22 protein-coding genes are annotated in these 20,632 nt (G+C 64.1%); 17 read left to right on the forward strand and 5 right to left on the reverse strand.

Going from position 1 to position 20,632, the window contains the following annotated elements; genetic code table 11:
- Window positions 1-267 precede the first annotated feature (267 nt).
- Together H6A23_RS08530 and H6A23_RS08535 are read right to left on the reverse strand one after the other, a co-directional pair.
- Window positions 268-1,425: an SPFH domain-containing protein gene (locus tag H6A23_RS08530; protein WP_204831770.1), complete on the reverse strand. Its 1,158-nt coding sequence runs from the start codon at window positions 1,423-1,425 to the stop codon at window positions 268-270.
- Window positions 1,426-1,434: 9 nt separating this feature from the next.
- A complete protein-coding gene (locus tag H6A23_RS08535) occupies window positions 1,435-2,028 on the reverse strand; it encodes a hypothetical protein (RefSeq protein WP_204831771.1) in 594 nt (197 codons plus the stop codon).
- Between the two features lie 503 nt (window positions 2,029-2,531).
- Between H6A23_RS08535 and H6A23_RS08540 the strand changes: the two genes are divergently transcribed.
- Window positions 2,532-3,611 (forward strand): DUF6591 domain-containing protein, encoded by a 1,080-nt coding sequence (locus tag H6A23_RS08540; RefSeq protein WP_204831772.1) that lies wholly within the window; start codon window positions 2,532-2,534, stop codon window positions 3,609-3,611.
- Between the two features lie 14 nt (window positions 3,612-3,625).
- Here H6A23_RS08540 and H6A23_RS08545 read toward each other — a convergent pair whose 3' ends face one another.
- The gene (locus H6A23_RS08545) at window positions 3,626-3,829 is read right to left on the reverse strand and encodes a helix-turn-helix domain-containing protein (protein ID WP_353653040.1); all 204 of its coding nucleotides are present in this window, start codon (window positions 3,827-3,829) and stop codon (window positions 3,626-3,628) included.
- A gap of 67 nt (window positions 3,830-3,896) precedes the next feature.
- Between H6A23_RS08545 and H6A23_RS08550 the strand changes: the two genes are divergently transcribed.
- From H6A23_RS08550 to H6A23_RS08585, 8 genes are all read left to right on the forward strand, one after another.
- The gene (locus H6A23_RS08550) at window positions 3,897-5,186 is read left to right on the forward strand and encodes a DUF4839 domain-containing protein (RefSeq protein ID WP_204831774.1); all 1,290 of its coding nucleotides are present in this window, start codon (window positions 3,897-3,899) and stop codon (window positions 5,184-5,186) included.
- 10 nt (window positions 5,187-5,196) lie between these two features.
- Window positions 5,197-5,673 (forward strand): zinc-ribbon domain-containing protein, encoded by a 477-nt coding sequence (locus H6A23_RS08555; RefSeq protein ID WP_204831775.1) that lies wholly within the window; start codon window positions 5,197-5,199, stop codon window positions 5,671-5,673.
- Window positions 5,674-5,971: 298 nt separating this feature from the next.
- Complete coding sequence (locus H6A23_RS08560) at window positions 5,972-6,970, forward strand: SPFH domain-containing protein (protein WP_286165919.1); 999 nt, start codon at window positions 5,972-5,974, stop codon at window positions 6,968-6,970.
- 27 nt (window positions 6,971-6,997) lie between these two features.
- On the forward strand, window positions 6,998-7,276 hold the full coding sequence (locus H6A23_RS11730; RefSeq protein ID WP_353653043.1) for a DUF4339 domain-containing protein: 279 nt from the start codon (window positions 6,998-7,000) through the stop codon (window positions 7,274-7,276).
- A gap of 11 nt (window positions 7,277-7,287) precedes the next feature.
- Window positions 7,288-7,557 carry a hypothetical protein gene (locus H6A23_RS08570; RefSeq protein ID WP_204831778.1) on the forward strand — a complete coding sequence of 90 codons (270 nt, stop codon included), beginning with the start codon at window positions 7,288-7,290 and terminating at the stop codon, window positions 7,555-7,557.
- A gap of 253 nt (window positions 7,558-7,810) precedes the next feature.
- Complete coding sequence (locus H6A23_RS08575; protein WP_204831779.1) at window positions 7,811-8,551, forward strand: ATP-binding protein; 741 nt, start codon at window positions 7,811-7,813, stop codon at window positions 8,549-8,551.
- Window positions 8,548-8,874 (forward strand): winged helix-turn-helix domain-containing protein, encoded by a 327-nt coding sequence (locus H6A23_RS08580; RefSeq protein ID WP_204831780.1) that lies wholly within the window; start codon window positions 8,548-8,550, stop codon window positions 8,872-8,874. The genes H6A23_RS08575 and H6A23_RS08580 overlap by 4 nt, the downstream gene beginning before the upstream one ends.
- A 167-nt stretch (window positions 8,875-9,041) precedes the next feature.
- Window positions 9,042-9,842: an AIM24 family protein gene (locus H6A23_RS08585; RefSeq protein ID WP_204831781.1), complete on the forward strand. Its 801-nt coding sequence runs from the start codon at window positions 9,042-9,044 to the stop codon at window positions 9,840-9,842.
- 93 nt (window positions 9,843-9,935) lie between these two features.
- On the opposite strand, the gene H6A23_RS08590 is transcribed toward H6A23_RS08585, so the two are convergent.
- Window positions 9,936-12,515, reverse strand: a complete 2,580-nt coding sequence (locus H6A23_RS08590) for an FAD-dependent oxidoreductase (RefSeq protein WP_204831782.1) — start codon at window positions 12,513-12,515, stop codon at window positions 9,936-9,938.
- A gap of 144 nt (window positions 12,516-12,659) precedes the next feature.
- Here H6A23_RS08590 and H6A23_RS08595 point away from each other — a divergent pair, with 144 nt between their 5' ends.
- The 8 genes from H6A23_RS08595 to H6A23_RS08630 all read left to right on the forward strand — a co-directional run bounded on the left by H6A23_RS08595 (window position 12,660) and on the right by H6A23_RS08630 (window position 19,943).
- Window positions 12,660-13,457, forward strand: a complete 798-nt coding sequence (locus tag H6A23_RS08595) for a Cof-type HAD-IIB family hydrolase (RefSeq protein ID WP_204831783.1) — start codon at window positions 12,660-12,662, stop codon at window positions 13,455-13,457.
- Window positions 13,458-13,517: 60 nt separating this feature from the next.
- Window positions 13,518-13,880, forward strand: a complete 363-nt coding sequence (locus H6A23_RS08600; protein ID WP_204831784.1) for a NifB/NifX family molybdenum-iron cluster-binding protein — start codon at window positions 13,518-13,520, stop codon at window positions 13,878-13,880.
- Window positions 13,881-13,901: 21 nt separating this feature from the next.
- Window positions 13,902-14,615 carry a sirohydrochlorin cobaltochelatase gene (locus H6A23_RS08605; RefSeq protein ID WP_204831785.1) on the forward strand — a complete coding sequence of 238 codons (714 nt, stop codon included), beginning with the start codon at window positions 13,902-13,904 and terminating at the stop codon, window positions 14,613-14,615.
- 55 nt (window positions 14,616-14,670) lie between these two features.
- Complete coding sequence (gene yfcE, locus H6A23_RS08610; protein ID WP_204831786.1) at window positions 14,671-15,219, forward strand: phosphodiesterase; 549 nt, start codon at window positions 14,671-14,673, stop codon at window positions 15,217-15,219.
- Window positions 15,220-15,625: 406 nt separating this feature from the next.
- Window positions 15,626-17,533, forward strand: coding sequence for a molecular chaperone DnaK (gene dnaK, locus H6A23_RS08615; RefSeq protein ID WP_204831787.1), 1,908 nt, complete (start codon window positions 15,626-15,628; stop codon window positions 17,531-17,533).
- Window positions 17,534-17,608: 75 nt separating this feature from the next.
- Window positions 17,609-18,391, forward strand: a complete 783-nt coding sequence (grpE, locus tag H6A23_RS08620) for a nucleotide exchange factor GrpE (RefSeq protein WP_353653041.1) — start codon at window positions 17,609-17,611, stop codon at window positions 18,389-18,391.
- Between the two features lie 114 nt (window positions 18,392-18,505).
- Complete coding sequence (locus H6A23_RS08625; RefSeq protein ID WP_204831788.1) at window positions 18,506-19,471, forward strand: DnaJ C-terminal domain-containing protein; 966 nt, start codon at window positions 18,506-18,508, stop codon at window positions 19,469-19,471.
- Between the two features lie 70 nt (window positions 19,472-19,541).
- Window positions 19,542-19,943, forward strand: a complete 402-nt coding sequence (locus H6A23_RS08630; RefSeq protein WP_286165922.1) for a heat shock protein transcriptional repressor HspR — start codon at window positions 19,542-19,544, stop codon at window positions 19,941-19,943.
- Between the two features lie 54 nt (window positions 19,944-19,997).
- Here H6A23_RS08630 and H6A23_RS08635 read toward each other — a convergent pair whose 3' ends face one another.
- Window positions 19,998-20,618, reverse strand: coding sequence for a hypothetical protein (locus H6A23_RS08635; protein WP_204831791.1), 621 nt, complete (start codon window positions 20,616-20,618; stop codon window positions 19,998-20,000).
- Window positions 20,619-20,632: the final 14 nt, after the last annotated feature.

The following is a 20,632-nucleotide window of genomic DNA, read 5'->3' on the forward strand; positions in this document are numbered from 1 at the left end:
TCGCTCGAGAATCGCGGCGCTCTCGGGGATTGACGAGGGGGCGACGGCGGCGTAGGTTCGGCTCATCAGAGATTCCGGGCGGAGGCCCCTACACCACTTTTCGCGACACTACCCAGGTGGAGTGCTACCTTGGGATTATTCGGAGCGGCCGAGATCCCTGGGACCAAGTGGCGCGGAAAACGTTGACCGCGCTCAGGCACGGAGCGAGCGCTACCGCGCGGCGGCGCGGCCGGGCATGAGCCTCGATGCGCTCCTCCAGACGCCTCTCTACAGCCCCAGCACCTCACGCTTCTTCACATCAAACTCCTCTTGGGAGAGAATTCCGGCGTCGAGAAGGTCCTTGAGCTTCCTGAGCGTCTCGATCTGCTCGTCGAGCGATCTGCCCGTATCCGCTTCCGGTGCGGGAGCTGCTGCCGCCGCAGCGGAGGCATTCTGCGGGTTGAGCGCGCTCGCGAGGTTCATGCCAAAGAGCATTCCCCCTCCGTCGCCGAGGCCGTTGTCGCGCACGCCCTCGGCGATCATCTGCTGGGCCGCAACATTGGCCGCCTGCTGGGATACGCCCTCATAGGCGCGCACTCCCATCTTCTTCTCAGAGAACTGCCGGACGAGCTCACGAGACTGCTCCGAGAACTCGATGTTCTCAACCGCAACGGCGACAAGTTTGAGGCCGAAGCGCGTCTCCCACGTGCCTGCGTTGTCGTCTTCCGAGATGATTTGTGCGGCGATTGCGCTTGTCCGTGACGGAAGCTGGGAGATTCGGTAGCTCGCGGAGAGCGCGTTCACAGCGGAGATGAACGAGTGGAGGAACTCAGCAAGTAGCTGCGTTCGCGATTTCGGGTCATCCAGCGAGTAGGAGAACACGTTGGCTGGCAGGAAGTTTCTCACTAGAAGCTCGGGATTGCTCACCTGGACCGAGAACGACCCATACGCATAGATCTCAAGGTCGGTTCCATAGAACAGGTCGTTGTAGGCAAGCGGCCCTCGCGTCCCAAACCTGAGGCCCCGAATCTCATGAAGGTTGACAAAGGCTACGCGCTTCTCATCGGCGGACATGCCCGAGAAGCCGACGCGTTCGGCCGCCTCGTCAAGGAGTATCTTGCCTATTCCCTTTCCGCGGCGATCTTGCTCATCAAATACGCTGGCCTGCCCGTCTCGATACTCAAAGCCTCCGGGCGCCGTGATGACCTGCTCGATTCCCGCCTGGCTGAACACAAATGCGGCCGTGCCCTCGGGGACAAAAATGAGCGATCCGTTTGAGAGGATGTCCTCCGCTCCGCGGTTTGCCCCGCGGCCGTTCTGCGAGTTCTTGCGAGTTCCCGGGGCCACAACGGTGTGCTCGTCAAATGCCGGGGCGGTGACGATGTCTTTCCACTGGTCGGCGAGTACGCCTCCGATGGAGTCAAACGCTGCGTCGAAGATTCCCATTGCAGCCTCCTAGAGCGTCTGGCGCGTATCGCAGTACGAGCAGGTTACGGTTGAGCCTGCGCGCCCGGTAATCGGGGCGTGGCATCCAACGCACTTCTTGGTGACGTTGGCGGGTCGCTCCTTCTGAGAGGCGCCTTTGGGTTGCCGTCCGCCTCCAAAGATGGAGCCAACCAAGTCCCTGGCCCCGTCAACGACGTTGGATATTTCAGGAGGAAGGCTGTCCTCTGCCCCTATGCTGGACAGGTCCCCGTCGGCGGCTTGTGCGATGGCACGTGCCCACCGCTCGGCCAGGCGTCGCGGGTTGGCCTGGAAGCACAGCGTGACAGTCTCGTCCCTAAAGGCTGCCTGCAGACAGTAGCTGGATCGATACTTGGTGGCAAAAACCTGAGGAACGTCGTTCTGCCGCTGGATCTTTGCCAGGGGGCATCGTTTGAGCATGCGCGTCTTCTTGAACAGACCCTGAGAGGCGCTTGCGACGAGAATGAGGTTCTGGTTGGTGAGCACGAGCTCGTCAAGGTCCTCGCCGTCTGTGTCATTCCCCAGCTTGACCGACTGCTCCTGCATGACAACGAGCTCGCCCGGAGCGAGATTGTAGTCCTCCACCTGACCCTCCGTTTCTGGATGCCTCCGTTTCATGCTAGAAGGGAAGCCCTGGCGTTTCCTCAGTTGTTAACTGAAATACGGGACATGGCGAGAGGTGAGACGCGGCGACGAGGATGCCGTTATACGGCTTGCGCCACATCCGCGAGAGCGATGACGTTGCCCGCTGAGGTGGCTAATGGCTCGCATCCCGCGTACACCACGGGGTGATGCGCGGCAGACGCTCCCATCAGCTCTCCAAGCTCGCTCAGGCTCTTGAAGAGGCGCGGGATATAGGTTGCCGACGAGTTGACTTCCATGACTTCAGCGGGGGCGGCGCCTCGCTTGCGCCCATCATGAGCTGATCTACCTGCTGATACGGATTATATCGCCGGGTTTTTATCCCTAGAGAACTGAGCTCAAGCGTATGCGTCTTTCTCAGTTGCCAACTGAGGAAACCAGCTATCAGGCAAATCACAATGACCTACAGATTGGATTTCATTCAGGTTCGTTGGATGGAGGGCTGTATGGACTGGGAGCCTGCGGGCAAGAGCGCCGACAAGCCAAGGGGCAAGAAGCGGCGTGGGTGCCTCGCTGTAGTCGTCGTGATCGTGCTGATTGCCATCGTGGGGGGCATTATCTCGAGTTGCGGCAGGGGCGACGACAGCCTCGACTGGCCGTCGAGCGGGTTGGCGACAATGCTCCCGAAGCCGGACTCGAGCACGGGCAACGTTGTCGTTAACAGCGACGATTCCTTCTCCGCGAGCGTTGATGGCTACACGCAGGAAAAGTACGACTCCTATGTGGCCCAGTGCCAGGAGATGGGCTTCTCTGTTGAGGCCGAGAACGGCACGGGGACGTACGCCGCGTATTCGGAAGAGGGATATCACTTGAGCCTCTCGTTCTTTGGCTCTTCGGACGGAAGCATGAACGTGACGCTGGATGCTCCCGTTGAGATGGGCGCGATCTCCTGGCCCACTGAGGGCGCGGGCTCTCTGGTTCCCGCTCCGACCTCAACGACAGGCAAAATCGATTCCGACAGCTCGACCTTCTTCTTCGCCTACGTGGGCGAGACAAACGAGGAGGCATTTGCCGCCTACGTCGACGCGTGCTCGTCTGCGGGCTTCAACGTTGACTATGACCGTGGCGACACGTGGTATGGCGCCGACAACGCGGAGGGTGTCTCGCTGAGGGTTGAGTATCGCGGCTTCAATACCATGGTGGTTCGGGTCGACGCGCCGGATGACGCGGAGGCGGCTCCCGAGCCGGAGTCGACAGCACCAGATGCCGAGGCCCCGACAACGCCGGAGGCCGAGGCTCCGGCAACGCCCGAGAGCTCTGCCGGCGGATCGTCCGATTTCCGCGCCACGATGGACGCCTACGAGGCATTCATGAACGAGTACTGCGACTTCATGGAGACGTACAGCAGCGACTCGAGCAACGTCGTGAGCATGGCTCTCGACTACGCGGACATGATGAGCCGCTACTCCGACATGACGGAGCAGATTGACGCCATCGACGAGAACTCCCTCTCCGCGGATGACCTGGCCTACTACACGGAGGTCATGGGTCGGGTGAACGCTCGTTTGCTGGAGATTGGGCAGTAGCCGAATAGTACGCGCTAGAACTCGATCAGGTCCCGTACGCGTACGTCGAGCGCGCGGGCAATGCGGATAAGCACGTCGATGCCAACATCAGCCGCTCTTGTCTCAATCTTCCAGAGATAGGAGCGGCTCGTGCCCGTCATGAGCGCGAGCTTGCGTTGCGATATGCCACATCGGGTGCGCTCGGCCCGTATTCGGGAGCCGATGGCCCGTTTCTCCACCTCATTGTCCATGCGGGCAAGAATATGCGCGCTATAGTCGAGATATGCTTTCTATAGAGAGCCATAGATGACCAAGAGCTCGGGGGAGGAAATGAGGGTATCGGGGCGGCAGTATGTAAATAGAGCTTTGGCCACGCTTTGTGCACTAGCTCTGACGCTTGGCCTTGGAGGTTGTGGAGGCGATGGGACGTCGGAGGAGCCGACCCAATCAGGAGGCAGCGCCGTCTCCATCACGATTGAGTGTGAGTCCAATCTCATGCTAAGCAGGTATGACTTGGACGTGTACGTTGATGACGCCCAGCAGGGCTCGCTTGACCATGGGACAACCAAGACCTTTGATCTCGTTTTAAATGACGGGACCCATGCGCTGCGAATTACCGAGAAGGGCGACAGCAGTGTTGACGGCAGCGTTGACTTCTCCGTAAGTGGGGAGACATCTCTGAAATATGTTGCCCACTGTACGAATTCACAGGTAGAGGTCGAAGCTGTCAACGCACTTAATCCACCCATTTCATCAAGCGAGGCATCGTCCAAGTATCACGATGAGGCGCGCCGGGCGTTCGAGGAAGCTGGCTTCACAAACATCAGGGAGGAAGAGCTGCGCGATTTGATGCCCGGTCAGCAAAGCAGCAACTGGTACACGGATAACATCACTATTGGGGGAAGGGATGAGTTCAGCGAGGAAGACTCTTTTCCTGCTGACGATGAGGTGGTCATCACCTATCACGTTCTCGCAGACCTCAATGCCCCCGCATCATCTTCAGAGCTTGAGGGAAGAAACTACGAGGATGTTGTGAGTATGTTTGAAGATGCCGGCTTCATCAATGTGACGACAAGAACGACGGGTGCGTCAGGAGCGGCGGGCACAGTATCTGAAGTCTGCATTGGTGGACTCTTTGGCTCATCAGACTTTGCCGCCGAGGACACGTTTGCCTTCGATTCTGGGGTTGAGATTACGTATTTCGAGGGCAGCGGGAGTTCGGATGAGAGCTCGGGGCCAGCGCCTGTGCCTGAGGGTGATTTGAACAGGCTTCTTGAGCAAAGCGAAGCGGATGCGAGCTGGTTTAGCTCTGCGTATAAGGGAAGCACGATTACTTTCGACGGGTGGGTTGCCCATCTCGTGCACCATGACAATTTCGATACAAGATGGGATGTGCTTATTCTTCCAGGTGACAGCGGGGATTCATCAACTGATTTAAGCCTTCGGCTCACAGATGTCAGCATGTCAGACATGAATGTCGTAAACAGCGACACGCTGCGCATGGGTGACAACATAACAATTACTGCGGTTGTGGGCGATTATAACGAGACAGCCGCATGGCTTGAGCTCGATCCCGTGTCTATAACGATTCGATAGGTACGCGAGCATGGCGTATTGCGATAAATGCGGCAAGAAGCTCTCTGAAGGAGCAGCGTTTTGTTCCAAGTGTGGGGCACCAGTTACGCACTTGAAAGACGGCACCAATGACGAGAGGCGGGCAGAGCGCTATGACGGAGTCGTTCACAAATGCCCGAACTGTGGCGAGCAATTGGCTGCGTTCGTTTCCAAGTGCCCTGCCTGTGGGTTTGAGCTGCGTAACGTAAGTGCTCCCAGCACGGTAAATGACTTGGCTATGAAGCTCGAGCGGGTGAAGAGCCTCGATCAGAGAAATGAGCTCATTAAGAATTTCTATATCCCTAACACAAGCGAGGATATATATAAATTCTTTATTCTTGCAACATCTAATATCGAAGCCGGTGGCGAGAGCGTTGACGCTTGGCACGCGAAACTCAGTCAAGCATACAAAAAGGCCGAGCCTGTTTTTGGCGAAGGGGGGGCTCGACCGAATAAAGCGAATGTGTGATAGGTTGAGCAGGAAACGTGTCGTCGGCATCACTATGTCTGCGGTAAGGACAAGCGGGGGCGTGCGATGCTTCTTGCTGTTTCTTTTTGGTCTCATTCTCACATTTTCCGGATATTATCTGGGATCGCAGTCTGGTGACCCGGATTCGACGTTTTATATGCTTGGACTGTTGGGCATGTTTCCGCTTATGGGGGCAGCGTTCCTGTTTATAACGATGATAGGACGCGAGCGCAATGAGAAATAGCGGCGGATTCATGGACGAGATTCGCTGCGACGAACCAAATTATCTCATCTGGAAATGGCATCCCGCCGGTTCCCAGAAGGGCGCCAACCGCCGCGGGAATGCCATCCGCTGGGGGGGTTGTCCCTCTGCGTGCGCGATGGCTCCGTCGCCGCGTTCGTATACCATCAGAAGGACGGCACCTACGAGGACTTCATCGAGGGCCCCTACGACCAGATTCTCAAGACCGCCAACCTTCCCGTTCTCGCAAGTATCGTTGGGCTCGCCTACGACGGCGGCACGCCCTTCCAGGCGGAGGTCTATTTCATCAACCTTGCCCAGGTTGTGCAGGTTCGCTTTGGTGTGCCTTTCTTCGACGTCTACGACCCGCGTTTTCTGGACTTCGGAGTGCGTGTCGCCGTTCGCGGAACCATCACGTTCGCAATCAAGGACTATCACCAGTTCGTGAGGCTGCACCGTCTTGACGAGCTCGATCTGGGCACGATTCAGAGGCAGGCCAGGGACGCCGTCACCCGCTACGTCAAGGCTGCCGTAGCTAATGCGCCCGCCAACCTCGGAATTCCGGTTGTGCAGATTGAGCGCGGCATCGCCAAGATTCGCGACGTCGTTGAGTCCCAGGTCACCGAACGCCTCTCGAGGGATTTCGGCGTCGCCGTCTCCGGGGTGGACATCTCTGTGATCGAGCTCGACAAGACCAGCGACGGCTACCGCCAGCTCATGTCCGTAACGCGCGATGTGGAGCAGGCTACCGTTCGGGCCCAGACCGAGATCAACATCAAGAACCTCCATGACCAGCAGCGAATCAACGCCGTGAACCTCGAGGAGACCCTGCGCGTCCAGCGCGAGGAGGCTCAGAGGGCGCAGCGCATGGCAGCGGAGACCGCCAACATCGGTGCTTTCCAGCTCGAGAAGCAAGCGGAGGCGGGTGTCGCAGGCGCGAGCGCCCTCGGACAGATGGGTGCGAACGGAGCGACCGAGATGGGCAGCGGCTTTGGTGGCGGGTTCGACCCAGCTGCGATGATGGCCGGCATGATCGTCGGCGGTGCCGTGGGCTAGAACGTCACAGGCATGATGAACGGCATGATGGGCGGGCTCGGCGGCCAAGCGGCGCAGTCCGGTGCCCAGACTCCGCCACCGGTCCCGCAGGCTGGGTATCACGTAGCCGTGAACGGAGTTGCGACTGGGCTCTTCTCGCCGGCTACGCTTTCTCAGATGGAGACGACGAGGTCGTTTACGAGTGAAAGCCTCGTCTGGAAGCATGGCATGGTGGAGCGGCGCCGCGCCGGAGACGTAGACGAGCCCGTGTCCGTATTCGGTGGCACAGCTCCGTCCAACATACCACCCATCCCGCCGATCGCGTAAGGAGGGGAATTGTGAACGAGAGCGGCTTCTACTCGGTAGACCGTCTTGTTGAGTTTGGCCTCACGCTCGGGGTTGCCACGCAGATGGCCAATTCCATGAACGCGATCCTTCAGAACATGCAGATTCCCGGGGTGGGAAATCCCATGATGCCCAACGCGCTCGCGGAGGACCAGTCGCTATTCTACGTGGTTCTCGATGGCACGTCCGTGGGTCCGCTCGCCACCTCCGAGCTCTCCCGCCTCATCGCTGAGGGGCGTGTGACCAAGGAGACCTACGATTGACGGGCGGAGGCTCCCTGAGTACCGCTGCCGAGAACGTTCAACCTGTCCACTTGCTTTTCGTCACGCCCTGTTCGCACGTGATGCCCGCGATGCCTTGAGAGCGCTTACCGCCGATTCTATCAAGCTTGTCAACGACTATAAAAGCTATCAACGGGTATAAAAGAAATCAAGCGGCTGTCTGGAGGTGTAGCATGGTCTATGCAAACGTTGAAGACAGCCGTTTACCCCGAGCTTTGGCGAGGTCCCTCTCGTAATGGCGGGGCGTGGGCAGCTCCTTTCAGAGTTTGACCGGGCATTTACCTCTCAGGCACGCCGGCCCAGTCTTACGTCGCTCATCTCAGGGGCCCGCGGCACGGGAAAAACTGCACTTCTCACGCTTGTTGAGGAGCGCGCGCAGCAGCGGGGCTGGATTGCCGTCGACCTCGTCTCGCTTCCCGGAATGTTAGAAGACGCGCTCGAGCAGACTTGCTCGCGCGCCGCCCATCTTCTAAAGGGTGCAGATGACGTGCGGCTCACCAGTCTCGGTGTTGGGCCACTGAGTGTTGGCGTGAGCCACTCCAACCAGGGCCGGGGGAATTGGCGCACACAACTGACGAGCCTGCTCGATGAGCTCGAAAAGCATGACGTGGGCCTTCTGATTACCGTTGATGAGATAATCCCCGGGCTTGACGAACTCATCCAGCTGGTCTCCACCTATCAGCTCTTAGTGCGAGAGGGGAGGAAGGTTGCTCTGCTGATGGCGGGCCTTCCCCACAGCACCTCGATGCTCTTGCGGGACCAGTCCGTGTCGTTTCTTCGCCGCGCCCAGCAGGTCCGTTTGGGGAGAATTCCCGACTTTGAGATTGAGAAGGCACTGAGGGACACCTTTGCCCACTCCTGCAAGTCCGTGAGCGAGGAGATTCTTGCGGAGGCGGTGCAGGTCATAGAGGGCCTTCCCTTTATGATGCAGCTCGTTGGTTTCCGGATGTGGGAGGAGGGCACGGGAGGGGCTTGATTGACGACGATACGGCGAGGGAGGGCATCCGCTTGGCCAAGGAGGAGATGAAGTTCCGCGTTCTTCTCGCCAGCTATCAGGACCTGTCGCCCATGGACCGTCGGTTTCTGTACGCAATGACGGAAGACCCCGTAGACAGCTCGGTGCCTGATGTGGCGCGGCGTATGGGCAAGTCAAACTCCTACGCCACGCAATACAAGAATCGGCTCCTTGAACAGGGAGTTATCGGTCTCTGCGGCAATGGTCGAGTGCGCTTTGAGCTTCCGGTCATGCGAGAGTTTCTTGCCGAGACGGACGAGGGCCAGGGTTGGAGCCAATCATGAAAATGAGCCACCCCGGGGTACTTTGAGAAGAACGAGCTGGGCGGGTGCAGCGGTGCTATAGCCCGCCCCGCGCAGCCCGCCTTGCCCTCGCCACCCGCCGAAAAGACGCCCGCCATCCCGTGCGCCTGCCGCACGCTTGCCTCACCCAACCCGACCAAGGAGGCTCCATGCACATCTACAACTTCCTCGACAACGACGACGCCAAGACCATCGCCGAGAAGGGCCCCTTCAAGGTGATTGAGTGGCAGCGCGACCTCTCGGTGCCGTATCTCGGCGCGCAGGCCGCTTATTTTGCCGCCAAGATGGACGTGCGCCGTCGGCAGCTTGTCTGCCAGATTGATGGTCGTACGGGCGTGACGCTGCAGGCGGGTGCCATGCAGTGGACGGCCGGCAGCATCCAGGCAACCACCGGCGTCAAGGGCGTGGGCGACTTCTTTGGCAAGGCGCTGCGCGGCTCCGTCACCGGCGAGTCCGCCATCAAGCCGGAGTACGTGGGTACGGGAACCATCGTGTGCGAGCCCACGTATCGCCACATCCTGCTCATGAGCCCGCAGGCCGAGATGGGCGGCACCATGGTGGTCAACGACGGCCTTTTCATGGCCTGCACCTCGGACATCAAGCACCGCGCCATCATGGTCAAGCGCCCAAGCGCCATGGTTGCGGGCAACGAGGGCCTGTTCAACCTCGGCCTTGAGGGCGCGGGCGTGGTGGCGCTGGAGTCTCCGGTCCCCGCGAGCGAGCTCGTGGTGGTGGACCTGGACGGCGACGAGCTCAAGGTTGACGGCGACTTCGCCATTGCCTGGTCAGAGGCCCTGAGCTTTACGGTGGAGCGCAGCGGCAAGTCCCTCGTTGGCTCGGCTGTCTCCGGGGAGGGCCTGGTCAACGTCTATCGTGGTCATGGGCGCGTGCTCCTTTCGCCCGTGGCGTCGCTCACGCCCAATCCCAACGCTGGCACCGGCGAGGTGTAGGCCCGCGCAAAAGACCGGCGAGAAGAACGGGCGGGCCCGGACACTCACGTCCGAGTCCGCCCGATGTGCAAAAGTGCCCGTTCCCTTTGCGCGCTAGCAGGTCGCCCCGCCCACGACGGTCTTGCCCAGGATGGCGTCCTTGTCGATGGGCGCGGTCAGCAGCTTCTCCTGCACGTAGTCAAAGCCGAGGCGCGCCACGGTGTCGGCGAAGCGCTCGCCGCTCTCGCCTTCGTCGCGGAAGAAGAGGATCGCGCGCTCCACGAGGTCCATGACCTCGTCCTCGCTGGTGAAGATCTTGTCCAGCGCCTGGCCGTGCGCGGTCTTCTTGCCCCAGCGCCCGCCGATGTAGACCTTGTAGCCGGCGAGCCCCTCGGTCACGGCGCCAAACGGGCATGCGCCCACGCAGCGGCCGCAGTGGTTGCACGCGGCCTCGTTGATCGTGATCTTGCCGTCCGGCCCGATCTGCGCGTCGCCCATGGGGCACGCCTTCACGACCTGGCAGACCTTGCACGCGCGGCACTTCTCAAGGTCGATCTGCGGTACGCGCTGGCCAACGATGCCCAGGTCGTTGAGGTCGGGTTTGACGCACATGTTGGGGCAGCCGCCCACGGCGATCTTGAACTTGTGCGGCAGCTCCACGCCGTGGTAGCCCACGTAGAAGCGCTCGTGCAGCTTCTCGGAGAGGTCGAAGGTGTCGATGAGGCCGTACTGGCAGGTGGTGCCCTTGCAGCTCACCACCGGGCGCACCTTGGAGCCGGTGCCGCCGGCGTCCAGGCCGTGGTCCTGCAGAAACGCGATGCACGCGTCGATGTTCTCGTACCTCACGCCCTGGATCTCCAGCGTGAGGCGCGTGGTCATGGTGACCTCGCCGGAGCCAAAGCGCTCGGCGGCCTCGGCCACGGCGCGCTGCTCGTCAACCGTGATCTTGCCGTTGCGCGTGATCACGCGGATGTTGAAGACGTCATCGAAGCGCTTGTCCTGGAGGCACCCCAGGCCCTTGAGGCGCTTGATCTCCGCCGCGGGGAGCTTGGCGCCGGCCGGGCGCGGCACGTGCACCTCGTTGAACGTGATGCCGCCCTCGAGCACGCGCGTCTGCGTGTAGCCGGCGGCCTTGAGGCGGTTCTGCGTGAAGTAGCCGCGCTTGCCCTTGGCGCACACGAGCAGGAGCTTCTCGTCCTTCTTGTGCCCGGGCAGGCCCTCGGGGCCAATCTTGGTGAGGTCCACCCACTCCGCGCCGGGGATCGTGGGCGCGGGCAGCACATCGATGACGTGGTAGTCCACGGCGGCGCCGGCGGCGTACTCGGCCGGCGTGAAGCTCTCCAGCGCCCCCGCGAGCTTGTTCTCCAGGATGTAGGCCGTCGTGACCAGCGGGTGAATGGCGGTCGAGAAGGGCGGCGCGTAGGAGAGGTCCATGAGGTCGAGGTCCTCCACGGCAAGCCCGCGCGAGAGCGCAGCCACCATCACGTCCGTAACCTTGTCCACGGCGCCGGCGCCGAGCACCTGCACGCCGAGCAGCCGGTGCGAGCCGCGGTCTGCGATAAGCTTCACGAAGAAGCTCGAGGAACCGGGGTAGTAGTGCGCCTTGTCGTCCACCACGGAGACCACGCTCACCGGGTCAAAGCCCGCCTCGCGCGCCGCGGCCTCGGTGAGGCCGGTGCGCCCGCCGTTGAGGGTGGGCAGCAGGCGCACCACGCCGGTGCCGAGCGCGCCGGGGTAGGGGGTGGGCGTGCCCGTGAGCGTGCGGGCGATCGCGCGGCCGCAGATGTTGGCCGTCGAGCCCATGGCGCTCCAGAACGGCTCGCCGGTGATGAGGTTCGTCACCTCGGCGCAGTCGCCTGCGGCGTAGACGTCCGGCAGGTTGGTGGCGCCGAACTCGTCCACGAGGATGCAGCCCTTGAGCGTCTCCACGCCGGAGCCCTCGAGCCACGCGGTGTTGGGACGGATGCCAATGGAGAGGATCACGAGGTCCGCCGGCAGGGTCCCGGACGCGGTCTCCACGGCCTCGACCTTGCCCTCGCCCGCGATGCCCTTGAGCGCGCACGACGTCATCACGCGCACGCCGGCCGCCTTGAGCTGGCGCTGAGCGAAGCCGGCCATCTCGGGGTCAAAGACGTTGGGCAGGATTTGCGGCATCGCGTCGATCACGGTGACGGAGAGGCCGCGCGCGAGCAGGTTCTCGGCGACCTCCAGGCCGATGAAGCCGGCGCCCACCACCACGGCGCGGCGCGCCCCGGCGTCCGCGTAGGCGCGGATGGCCTCGGCGTCGTCCGGCGTGCGCACGGTAAAGACGCCGGGCAGCTCGGCGCCGGGAAGGCCGGCGGGCACAAACGGCGAGGCGCCGGTGGCAATGACCAGCTTGTCGTACTTCTCGGCGTGGCTCGTTCCGTCCTTCTCGCGCACCGTGACCTCGTGGGCGGTCGCGTCAAGCGCCACGGCCTCCACGCCCGTGCGCACCTCCACGCCGGTGAGCCCCGCGTAGGCGGCCGGCGTGCTGACGATGAGGTCGGCGCGGCTCTGGATGCTCCCGCCGATGTAGTACGGCAGGCCGCAGCCGGCGTAGCTGATGTCCTCGCTCTTGGTCACAACGACGACCTCGGCCGAGCGGTCGCAGCGCTTGAGCTTGGCCGCGACCTTGGTTCCGGCGGCCACGCCGCCGACGATCAGGTACCTCATGGCATTCCTCTCCGTCTTGCCGCGTCCCCTCGCGGCGCGTAGCTCCATGGTAGGCTCGCGTATCGAGGTTTTTATCGGCAATCGGCAAGAAGCGCGCCCTTCTCGGCCTATCATGCTGCTCAGGCGAGAAGAACGGGAGGCCCCATGCCCCGCACGGCAATCTTTAGCGACATCGACGGAACGCTGCTCGACTCCGCCCACCAGGTGTCGCCGCGCACGCGCGCCGCGATCCGCGCGGTCCAGGCGGCTGGCATGCCGTTTGCCATCGTGACGGCGCGCGGCGTCTCGGGCACCTACCCGCTGCTGGACCAGCAGGGCATCTCCTGCACCGTGGTCACCTACAGCGGCGGCGTCATCCTGGACGAGGGGCGCAACGTCATCCACCACCACGGCCTCACGCGCGCCCAGGCGCAGGAGGTCGTCGACTTTGCCGAGGCCGAGGGCCTGGACATGACCTGGAGCGCCTACTCCTTCGAGGACTGGGTGGCGCCGGACCGCACCGACGAGCGCCTGCTCCAGGAGGAGCGCATCGTCATGGCCGAGGCGCGCGAGGGCACCATCGCCTCGATCGAGCGCGACGAGGTGCAGAAGATTCTCTGCCTCTGCACGCCCGGCAGCACCAAGGAGGTGGAGCGTCGCCTCAAGGAGCGCTTCCCCGGGCTTGCCATTGCCGTGTCCTCGGAGACGCTCATCGAGGTGATGCCCGCCGGCACGAGCAAAGCTGGCGCGGTGCGTACCCTCTGCGACCTCTGGGGGATCGATCCGGCCGACGCCTTCGCCTTTGGCGACAACTACAACGACCTCCCCATGCTCGAGGCCGTGGGGCACGGCTACCTCATGGGCAACGCGCCGGCGGAGCTCCTGGCCCGCGCGTCGCTCGTCGCGCCCACGAACGACGAGGACGGCGTGGCGCGCGTCCTCGAGCACCTTGGCCTCACATGACAAAGGTGACAGGGCATTTTGTCAGGTTTTGCGAATCACTCCGTCCGAAAGGAGAATCCCATGAAGGTTGCCATCCCCACCCTGGGCAAGGGCGGTCTGGACTGCGAGCGCTCCGGCCACTTTGGCCACTGCGACTGCTTCACTGTGGTTGACGTCGAGGACGGCAAGGTCGGCGACGTGAGCGTCATTGACAACCCGCCCCACGAGGAGGGCGGCTGCATGCGTCCCGTGGCGCTGCTCGCCCAGAACGGCATTGACGCGATCGTGGCCGCGGGCATGGGCATGCGTCCCATGATGGGCTTCGCGCAGGCCGGCATCACCGTCTACTTTGAGAACCAGACCCCCGGCGTGGGCGACGTCGCGCAGATGGCCGCCGCGGGCACCCTTCCCGTCATGGGCGCCGAGCACGCCTGCCACCACTGACGCGGCAGGGGGGCAGTCCCTTTGTCACGCTTTGACGCCCTGGTCATAGCCGGCTGCCTCTCTGGCGAGAAGAACGACGCGGGTGTGGCCATGCTCGTGGATGAGCTTACGGCGGCCGTGCGCGCCGACGCGGTGCTGCGCGCCCGCACGGGCGGCCGGCCCGTTGGGCCAACGCTGCCCGAGGCGCTCTCCGAGCTGCGGTCCGCGGGCGTGCGGCGCGCCCTCGTGGTCACGACGCACGTGGCGGACGGTCGCCTGCAGCGCGCGGCCGCGTCGGCGGTGCGTGGCGCCGCGCTCGGCTTTGAGCGGCTTCGCCTCGCGCCGCCCCTGCTTGCGGGCGAGAGGGACCGCGCGGCCGTGGCCGCTGCGCTCGACGAGGCCCTGCCCGCGCGCCCCGGTCGCGTCGTGGCCCTTGCCGGGCATCGGGGGCCGGAGTGCGAGGCCGCGTTCGCCGGCCTGGAGCGCGCCCTTCGGGCTCGCGGGCGCAGCGACGTGCTCGTGGACGCGCCGGAGCGTCTGGCGGCCCGCCTGGCGAAGGGTGCGGGCGACAAGGTCCTGCTTGGCCCGTTCTTGATGGCGCTCGGCCATCACGCGCGCCACGACGTGCTGGGCGAGCTTGCGCAGAGCCTCTTCGCGGACGTCTGGCCTCGCGCCCTTGCCGAGCTGCCCGCCATCCGCCGCCTCGTGGTCACCCACGCCCTGGCCTCCTGTCAATTGGGGACAGTCCCCAATTGACATAAATTATTTATGCAAATTGGGGACTGTCCCCAATTGACAGAAAGGACCGCCCATGAAGCTCGTCATTGCCTCTGACATCCACGGCGCCGCTGACGCCTGCGCGCGACTCATGTCCGCCATCGAGGCGGAGTCCCCGGACCGCGTGGTCCTGCTCGGCGACCTGCTCTACCACGGCCCGCGCAACGATCTGCCCGCGGACTACGCGCCCAAGCGCGTCATCGAGATGCTCAACTCCATGGCCGACCGCGTGATTGCCGTGCGCGGCAACTGCGAGGCCGAGGTCGACCAGATGGTCCTCAAGTTCCCCTGCATGGCGGACCACAACGTGATGCTCGACCCCACGGCCGACGGCGGCCCCTACACGCTCTTCCTCACGCACGGTCACGTCTGGGGCCCCGGCTATCACAACAGTGTGGACGCCTGGCCCGCGCTGCCGGCGCGCTCCACCCTCGTCTACGGTCACACGCACATCAAGGTGAGCGAGAAGAACGCGCAGCACGACGCGTGGGTCTTCAACCCCGGCTCGGCGGGCATCCCCAAGGACGGCTCTGCCAGCTATGGCATCTATGAGAACGGGCGCTTTGAGCATCGGCTGCTATAGCCTTGTTGTCCGCCAAACAGGACTGGCGCCAGTGGCACGGCTCTCTGGTTTGGCGGCCCTATGCCATTTTTACGGGTAAGTGCACCCCTTTTTTGCCGAAAGACGCCGTGAGGGGATTTGGCGCCCCCGGCTCATCTGCTCTTTTGTGAGGGCGATGGGGCGGCGGACGCCAAGCAGGGCCTCCCGGCGGTGCACTTAGTGCGTTTTTTGGCACCTGACGTCTGAGAATCGCGTCGCGGAGCGTTCGGGGCCGAGCCCTCAATTCTGCGCGTCAAAAAATCTCATGTGTAGAGACTTAGATTATGTATAGAATCAGGGCGCAGAGGGGATAAACTCAACCGTACAGACAGGGAACAAGCGAGCGGGCCGGCGCACAGCGGGCCCCACGCAGGAAAAGGAGAGCATCATGGGCAAGATTCTGGGTATCGACCTTGGTACCACCAACTCCGCGATGGCGGTCCTCGAGGGCGGCGAGCCCACGATCATCGTCAACGCCGAGGGCGACCGCACCACCCCGTCCGTCGTGGGCTTCCGCTCCGACGGCGACCGCATCGTCGGCAAGGCGGCCAAGAACCAGGCCGTCACCAACCCCACCAACACGGTCTTCTCGATCAAGCGCTTCATGGGCCGTCGCTACGACGAGGTCGGATCCGAGCTCAAGACCGTCCCGTACAAGGTCAAGTCCGGCACCGGCAACCGCGCCGTCGTGGAGATCGAGGGCGAGGACTTCACCCCGGAGCAGATCAGCGCCATGATCCTCTCCAAGATGAAGGCCGACGCCGAGAAGTACCTCGGCGAGCCGGTCACGGACGCCGTCATCACCGTCCCGGCTTACTTCAACGACGCCCAGCGTCAGGCCACCAAGGACGCCGGCAAGATCGCCGGCCTCAACGTCCAGCGCATCGTCAACGAGCCCACGGCCGCGGCGCTCGCGTACGGTCTCGACAAGAAGGGCATCGACCAGAAGGTCCTGGTCTTCGACCTCGGCGGCGGCACCTTCGACGTGTCCCTGCTCGACCTCGCCGACGGCGTCGTGGAGGTTCTTGCCACCAACGGCGACAACCACCTCGGCGGCGACGACTGGGATCAGCGCGTCATCGACTGGCTGGCCGACAAGTTCAAGGCTGACAACGGCATCGACCTGCGTCAGGACCCCATGGCCCTGCAGCGCCTGAAGGAGGCCGCGGAGAACGCCAAGAAGGAGCTCTCCTCCGCCCAGCAGGCCCAGATTAACCTGCCCTTTATCACCGCGGACGCCACCGGCCCCAAGCACCTCGACTACACGCTGACCCGCGCCGAGTTCGAGCGCATCACGCGCGACCTGCTCGACCGCTGCAAGGGCCCCGTCACCAAGGCCCTGCACGACGCCAACCTCCAGCTCTCTGAGGTCAACGAGGTCATCCTCGTGGGCGGCTCCAGCCGTATGCCCGCCGTTCAGGAGCTCGTCAAGCAGATGACCGGCAAGCAGCCCAACATGTCCGTGAACCCGGACGAGGTCGTGGCTGACGGCGCGGCCGTCCAGGGCGGCGTCCTCACGGGCGACGTCTCGGGCATCCTGCTTCTGGACGTCACGCCGCTGTCCCTGGGCGTTGAGACCATGGGCGGCGTCATGACCAAGATGATCGACCGTAACACTACGATCCCCACGTCCAAGACCGAGATCTACTCCACGGCGGCCGACAACCAGACCTCCGTCGAGATCAACGTCCTGCAGGGCGAGCGCGAGATGGCCGCGGACAACAAGTCCCTCGGCAAGTTCAACCTCACCGGCATCCCGGCCGCCCGTCGCGGCGTGCCGCAGATCGAGGTCACCTTTGACATCGACGCCAACGGCATCGTGAAGGTCACGGCAAAGGACAAGGCCACCGGCAAGAGCCAGCAGATCACCATCTCCGGCTCCACCGCCCTCTCCGACGACGAGGTCGACCGCATGGTCAAGGACGCCGAGGCCCACGCCGAGGAGGACAAGAAGCACAAGGACGAGATCGAGGTCAGGAACCAGGTCGACTCGCTGGCCTACTCCACCGAGCAGACCCTCAAGGACCTCGGCGACAAGGTCCCGGCCGACCAGAAGAAGGCTGCCGAGGACGCCGTGGCCGAGGCCAAGAAGGCCCTCGACGGCACCGACGTGGACGCCATCCGCGCCGCGGGCGACAAGCTCCAGGAGGTGGGCCACAAGCTCGCCGAGGTCGTCTACTCCGCCACCCAGGAGGACGCGGCCCAGGGCGGCGCGGGCGCCGGCGCGCAGGGCGGCTCCGCCAACGACGTCGTGGACGCCGACTACGAGGTCGTGGACGACGACAAGAACAACTAGTCCACGGGCCGTACGTAACAGATTGGGAACGGGGGCGGCCACGGCTACGCGGTCGCCCCTCGTGCAAAGAGGACCGTGCAAAAGGGACAGGCACTTTTGCACGCCGAACAGTTCGAGGAGGGTGACGTGAAGGTGCCCATCGAGGTAGAGGACGAGAAGAACGAGGCCATGGAGCCGGAGGTCGTGGAGCCGGAGCCGGAGGACGTCGAGCCGGAGGCCTCCGAGGCGGACATGGATTCGGACGAGGAGCGCGCTCGCGTGGAGGCCGCCATCCGCGCCGGCGAGGAGGCTGCCGAGCGCGAGCTTGCCGCCGACGCGAGCAAGATCCGCGAGGAGCGCGACGAGCTGCAGAAGAAGCTCGCCGACGTTGAGGACCAGATCGAGGCCGCCAAGAAGGAGGCCTCCGAGGCCACGGAGCGCATGCTGCGCCTCCAGGCCGACTGGGACAACTATCGCCGTCGCACCGCCGCCGAGCGGCTTGCCGAGAAGGAGCGTGCGGCGGAGAAGCTGGTCACCGACCTGCTGCCGGTGATCGACGACATCGAGCGCGCCATCGAGCACGCCGGCGTCACCGAGGGCGACACGCAGTTCCAGCAGTTCGTTGACGGCGTCTCCGCGGTTCACGCCAAGATGCTCGGCGTGCTCGAGAAGGAGGGCGTCGAGCCCATCGACCCGGCGGGCGAGCCGTTCGAGCCGCTCGCGCACCAGGCCGTCGGCCGCGTCGAGGACAAGGACGCCTATGACGAGACCGTGGCCCAGGTCTATCAGAAGGGCTACAGGATGGGCGACAAGGTCATCCGCACCGCCATGGTGACGGTGACCTACGGCGGCCCTAAGCGCCCCGCCGAGGAGGAGTAACGTCGCCAGCGTGCAAAGGGGGCAGTCACTTTTGCACGCGCGCGGATTGGTTGGACGGCGTGCAAAGGTGACTGTCCCCTTTGCACGCCCTATCAGGAGGGAGGCTCGTGCAGGATGACAACTAAGCGAAGCTACTATGACGTTCTGGGCGTGAAGCGCGACGCCTCTGATGACGAGATCAAGAAGGCGTTCCGCAAGCTGGCGGCCAAGTACCACCCGGACGCCGGCGGCGACGAGCAGAAGTTCAAGGAGGTCAGCGAGGCCTACACCACGCTCTCTGACCCCAAGAAGCGCCGCGAGTACGATCAGATGCTCATGTTCGGCGGCATCCCGGGGGCCGACTTTGGCGGCTCGGGCGGCCGTGGGCGCTACACCTACACCACCAACGTTGGCGGCGACTGGTCCGACATCTTTGACAACATGCGCGGTGGCGACGGCGGCTTTGGCGGCTTCGACTTCTCGTCGATCTTCGGCGGGGCCGCGGGCCGCGCCGCCAATCGCCCCGTCAAGGGCAGCGACCTCACCATGTCCGTGGACGTCACCGCCGAGGAGGCCTTCCGCGGCGCCACGCGCAAGGCCACCTACCGCGTGCCCTCCACGGGCGAGGAGCAGACGCTCACCATCAAGATCCCGGCCGGCGCCGTGGACGGCGGCAAGCTCCGCTACCGCGGGCGCGGCGAGTACGGCGCCAACGGCGGCGACCGCGGCGACCTCGTGATCACCACGCACGTGGCCGAGCACCCGATCTTCAAGCGCGACGGCGCGGACGTGCGGATGGACCTTCCCATCAGCATGTACGAGGCCACGCTCGGAGCCACCGTGGAGGTCCCCACGCCCGACGGCACCGAGGTGCGCCTCAAGGTCCCGGCCGGTACGCAGGACGGCAAGACCTTCCGTTTCCGCGACCTGGGCGCCCCCAACGTCAAGCGCAAGGGGACGCGCGGCGCGCTCTACGTGACGGTGCGCGTGAAGGTCCCGACGCTCGTCACCAAGAAGGAGCGCGACGCGCTCGAGGCGCTGCGCGACGCCGATACGCGCGACTATCGCGAGGAGGTCAAGCGCTATGGCACGCAGCACTAGCGAGGAGCGCGGCCGGGGGGTCGGTCCGGAGCGCGGTCGGGAGGGCCGCGACCGCGACAAGCCCCTCTACATGATTAGCGTTGCCGCCGAGCTCACGGGCATGCACCCGCAGACCCTGCGCGTCTACGAGCAGAAGGGCCTCGTCACGCCCGGGCGCTCGCGCGGCAACACGCGTCTCTACTCGCAGTCCGACATCGACCGGCTGAACCTCATCTCCAAGCTCACCGATGAGGGCATCAACCTCGCTGGCGTCGTGCGCATCCTCGACATGCGCGAACGCATGCTCGCGCGCGAGGACGAGCTTGAGGAGCTGCGCCGGCGTGTTCGCGAGCTCGAGGACGAGGTCCACGAGTTTCGCATGCAGGAGAAGATCACGGCGCTCGCCCGCTACGACAGCGCGGGCAGCCCCGAGCAGGTCATGCGTCGCCTGCTCCTGGGCGGCGCGCCCGATTCTGGCGAGAAGGATGCCTAAAAGGGGACAGGCCCCTTTTAGGCATCAACCGTTCTTCTCGTCCGGCCCCCTGTCCTACGCTCCCTCGGCTGCCAGGGCCTCGGCCGGCAGCGACGCTGCCGCCTCCTCGGTGTAGGCGGAGACCGCGTACGTCGTGTAGCCGAAGCCCTTGTCGATGTTTATCCAGAGCGTCCAGTACGCCGCCGGCCCCTCGCCCTCGATGCGCCCCATGCGGTGGAGCTGCACGCGGTTGGAGCCCTCGTCCTCGGCGCGGTCCGTGTAGAACGGGTCGCCGAGCCCGGCGTGGTCGAGCATGTCGTCGCCAATCGCGTTTGCCTCGTCCTCGCTCGCGATTGGCGCGTACTGGAAGCTGAACGAGGCCCTTGACGGCGCGTTGCCGCCGCTCAGGAGATCTGGCGTCGTGCCGCCGAGCATCAGGCTGTTGAAGCGGCACTCGGGCTGCCCCTCCACGGGCTCGTCCGTCTGCCACGAGCCATATGGCACGCCCTCCGAATACGTGAACCCCAGCTGGCTGAGGGACCCGGGCAGGTCCTTGGGGTCGCACGCCAGCATGCCCGCCACGTCGTACGCGGAGGAGACAGCGCCGTGTGTCCCCGTCCGACACGCCCCCAGCGCCATCAAAATGGCGACGGCTGTGGCGAGAAGAACGACAAGCCGATGTGCGGTCCGTGCCATGACGACCTCCTTGA

Source organism: Olsenella uli (assembly GCF_016900775.1).
Classification (GTDB): domain Bacteria; phylum Actinomycetota; class Coriobacteriia; order Coriobacteriales; family Atopobiaceae; genus Thermophilibacter; species Thermophilibacter uli_A.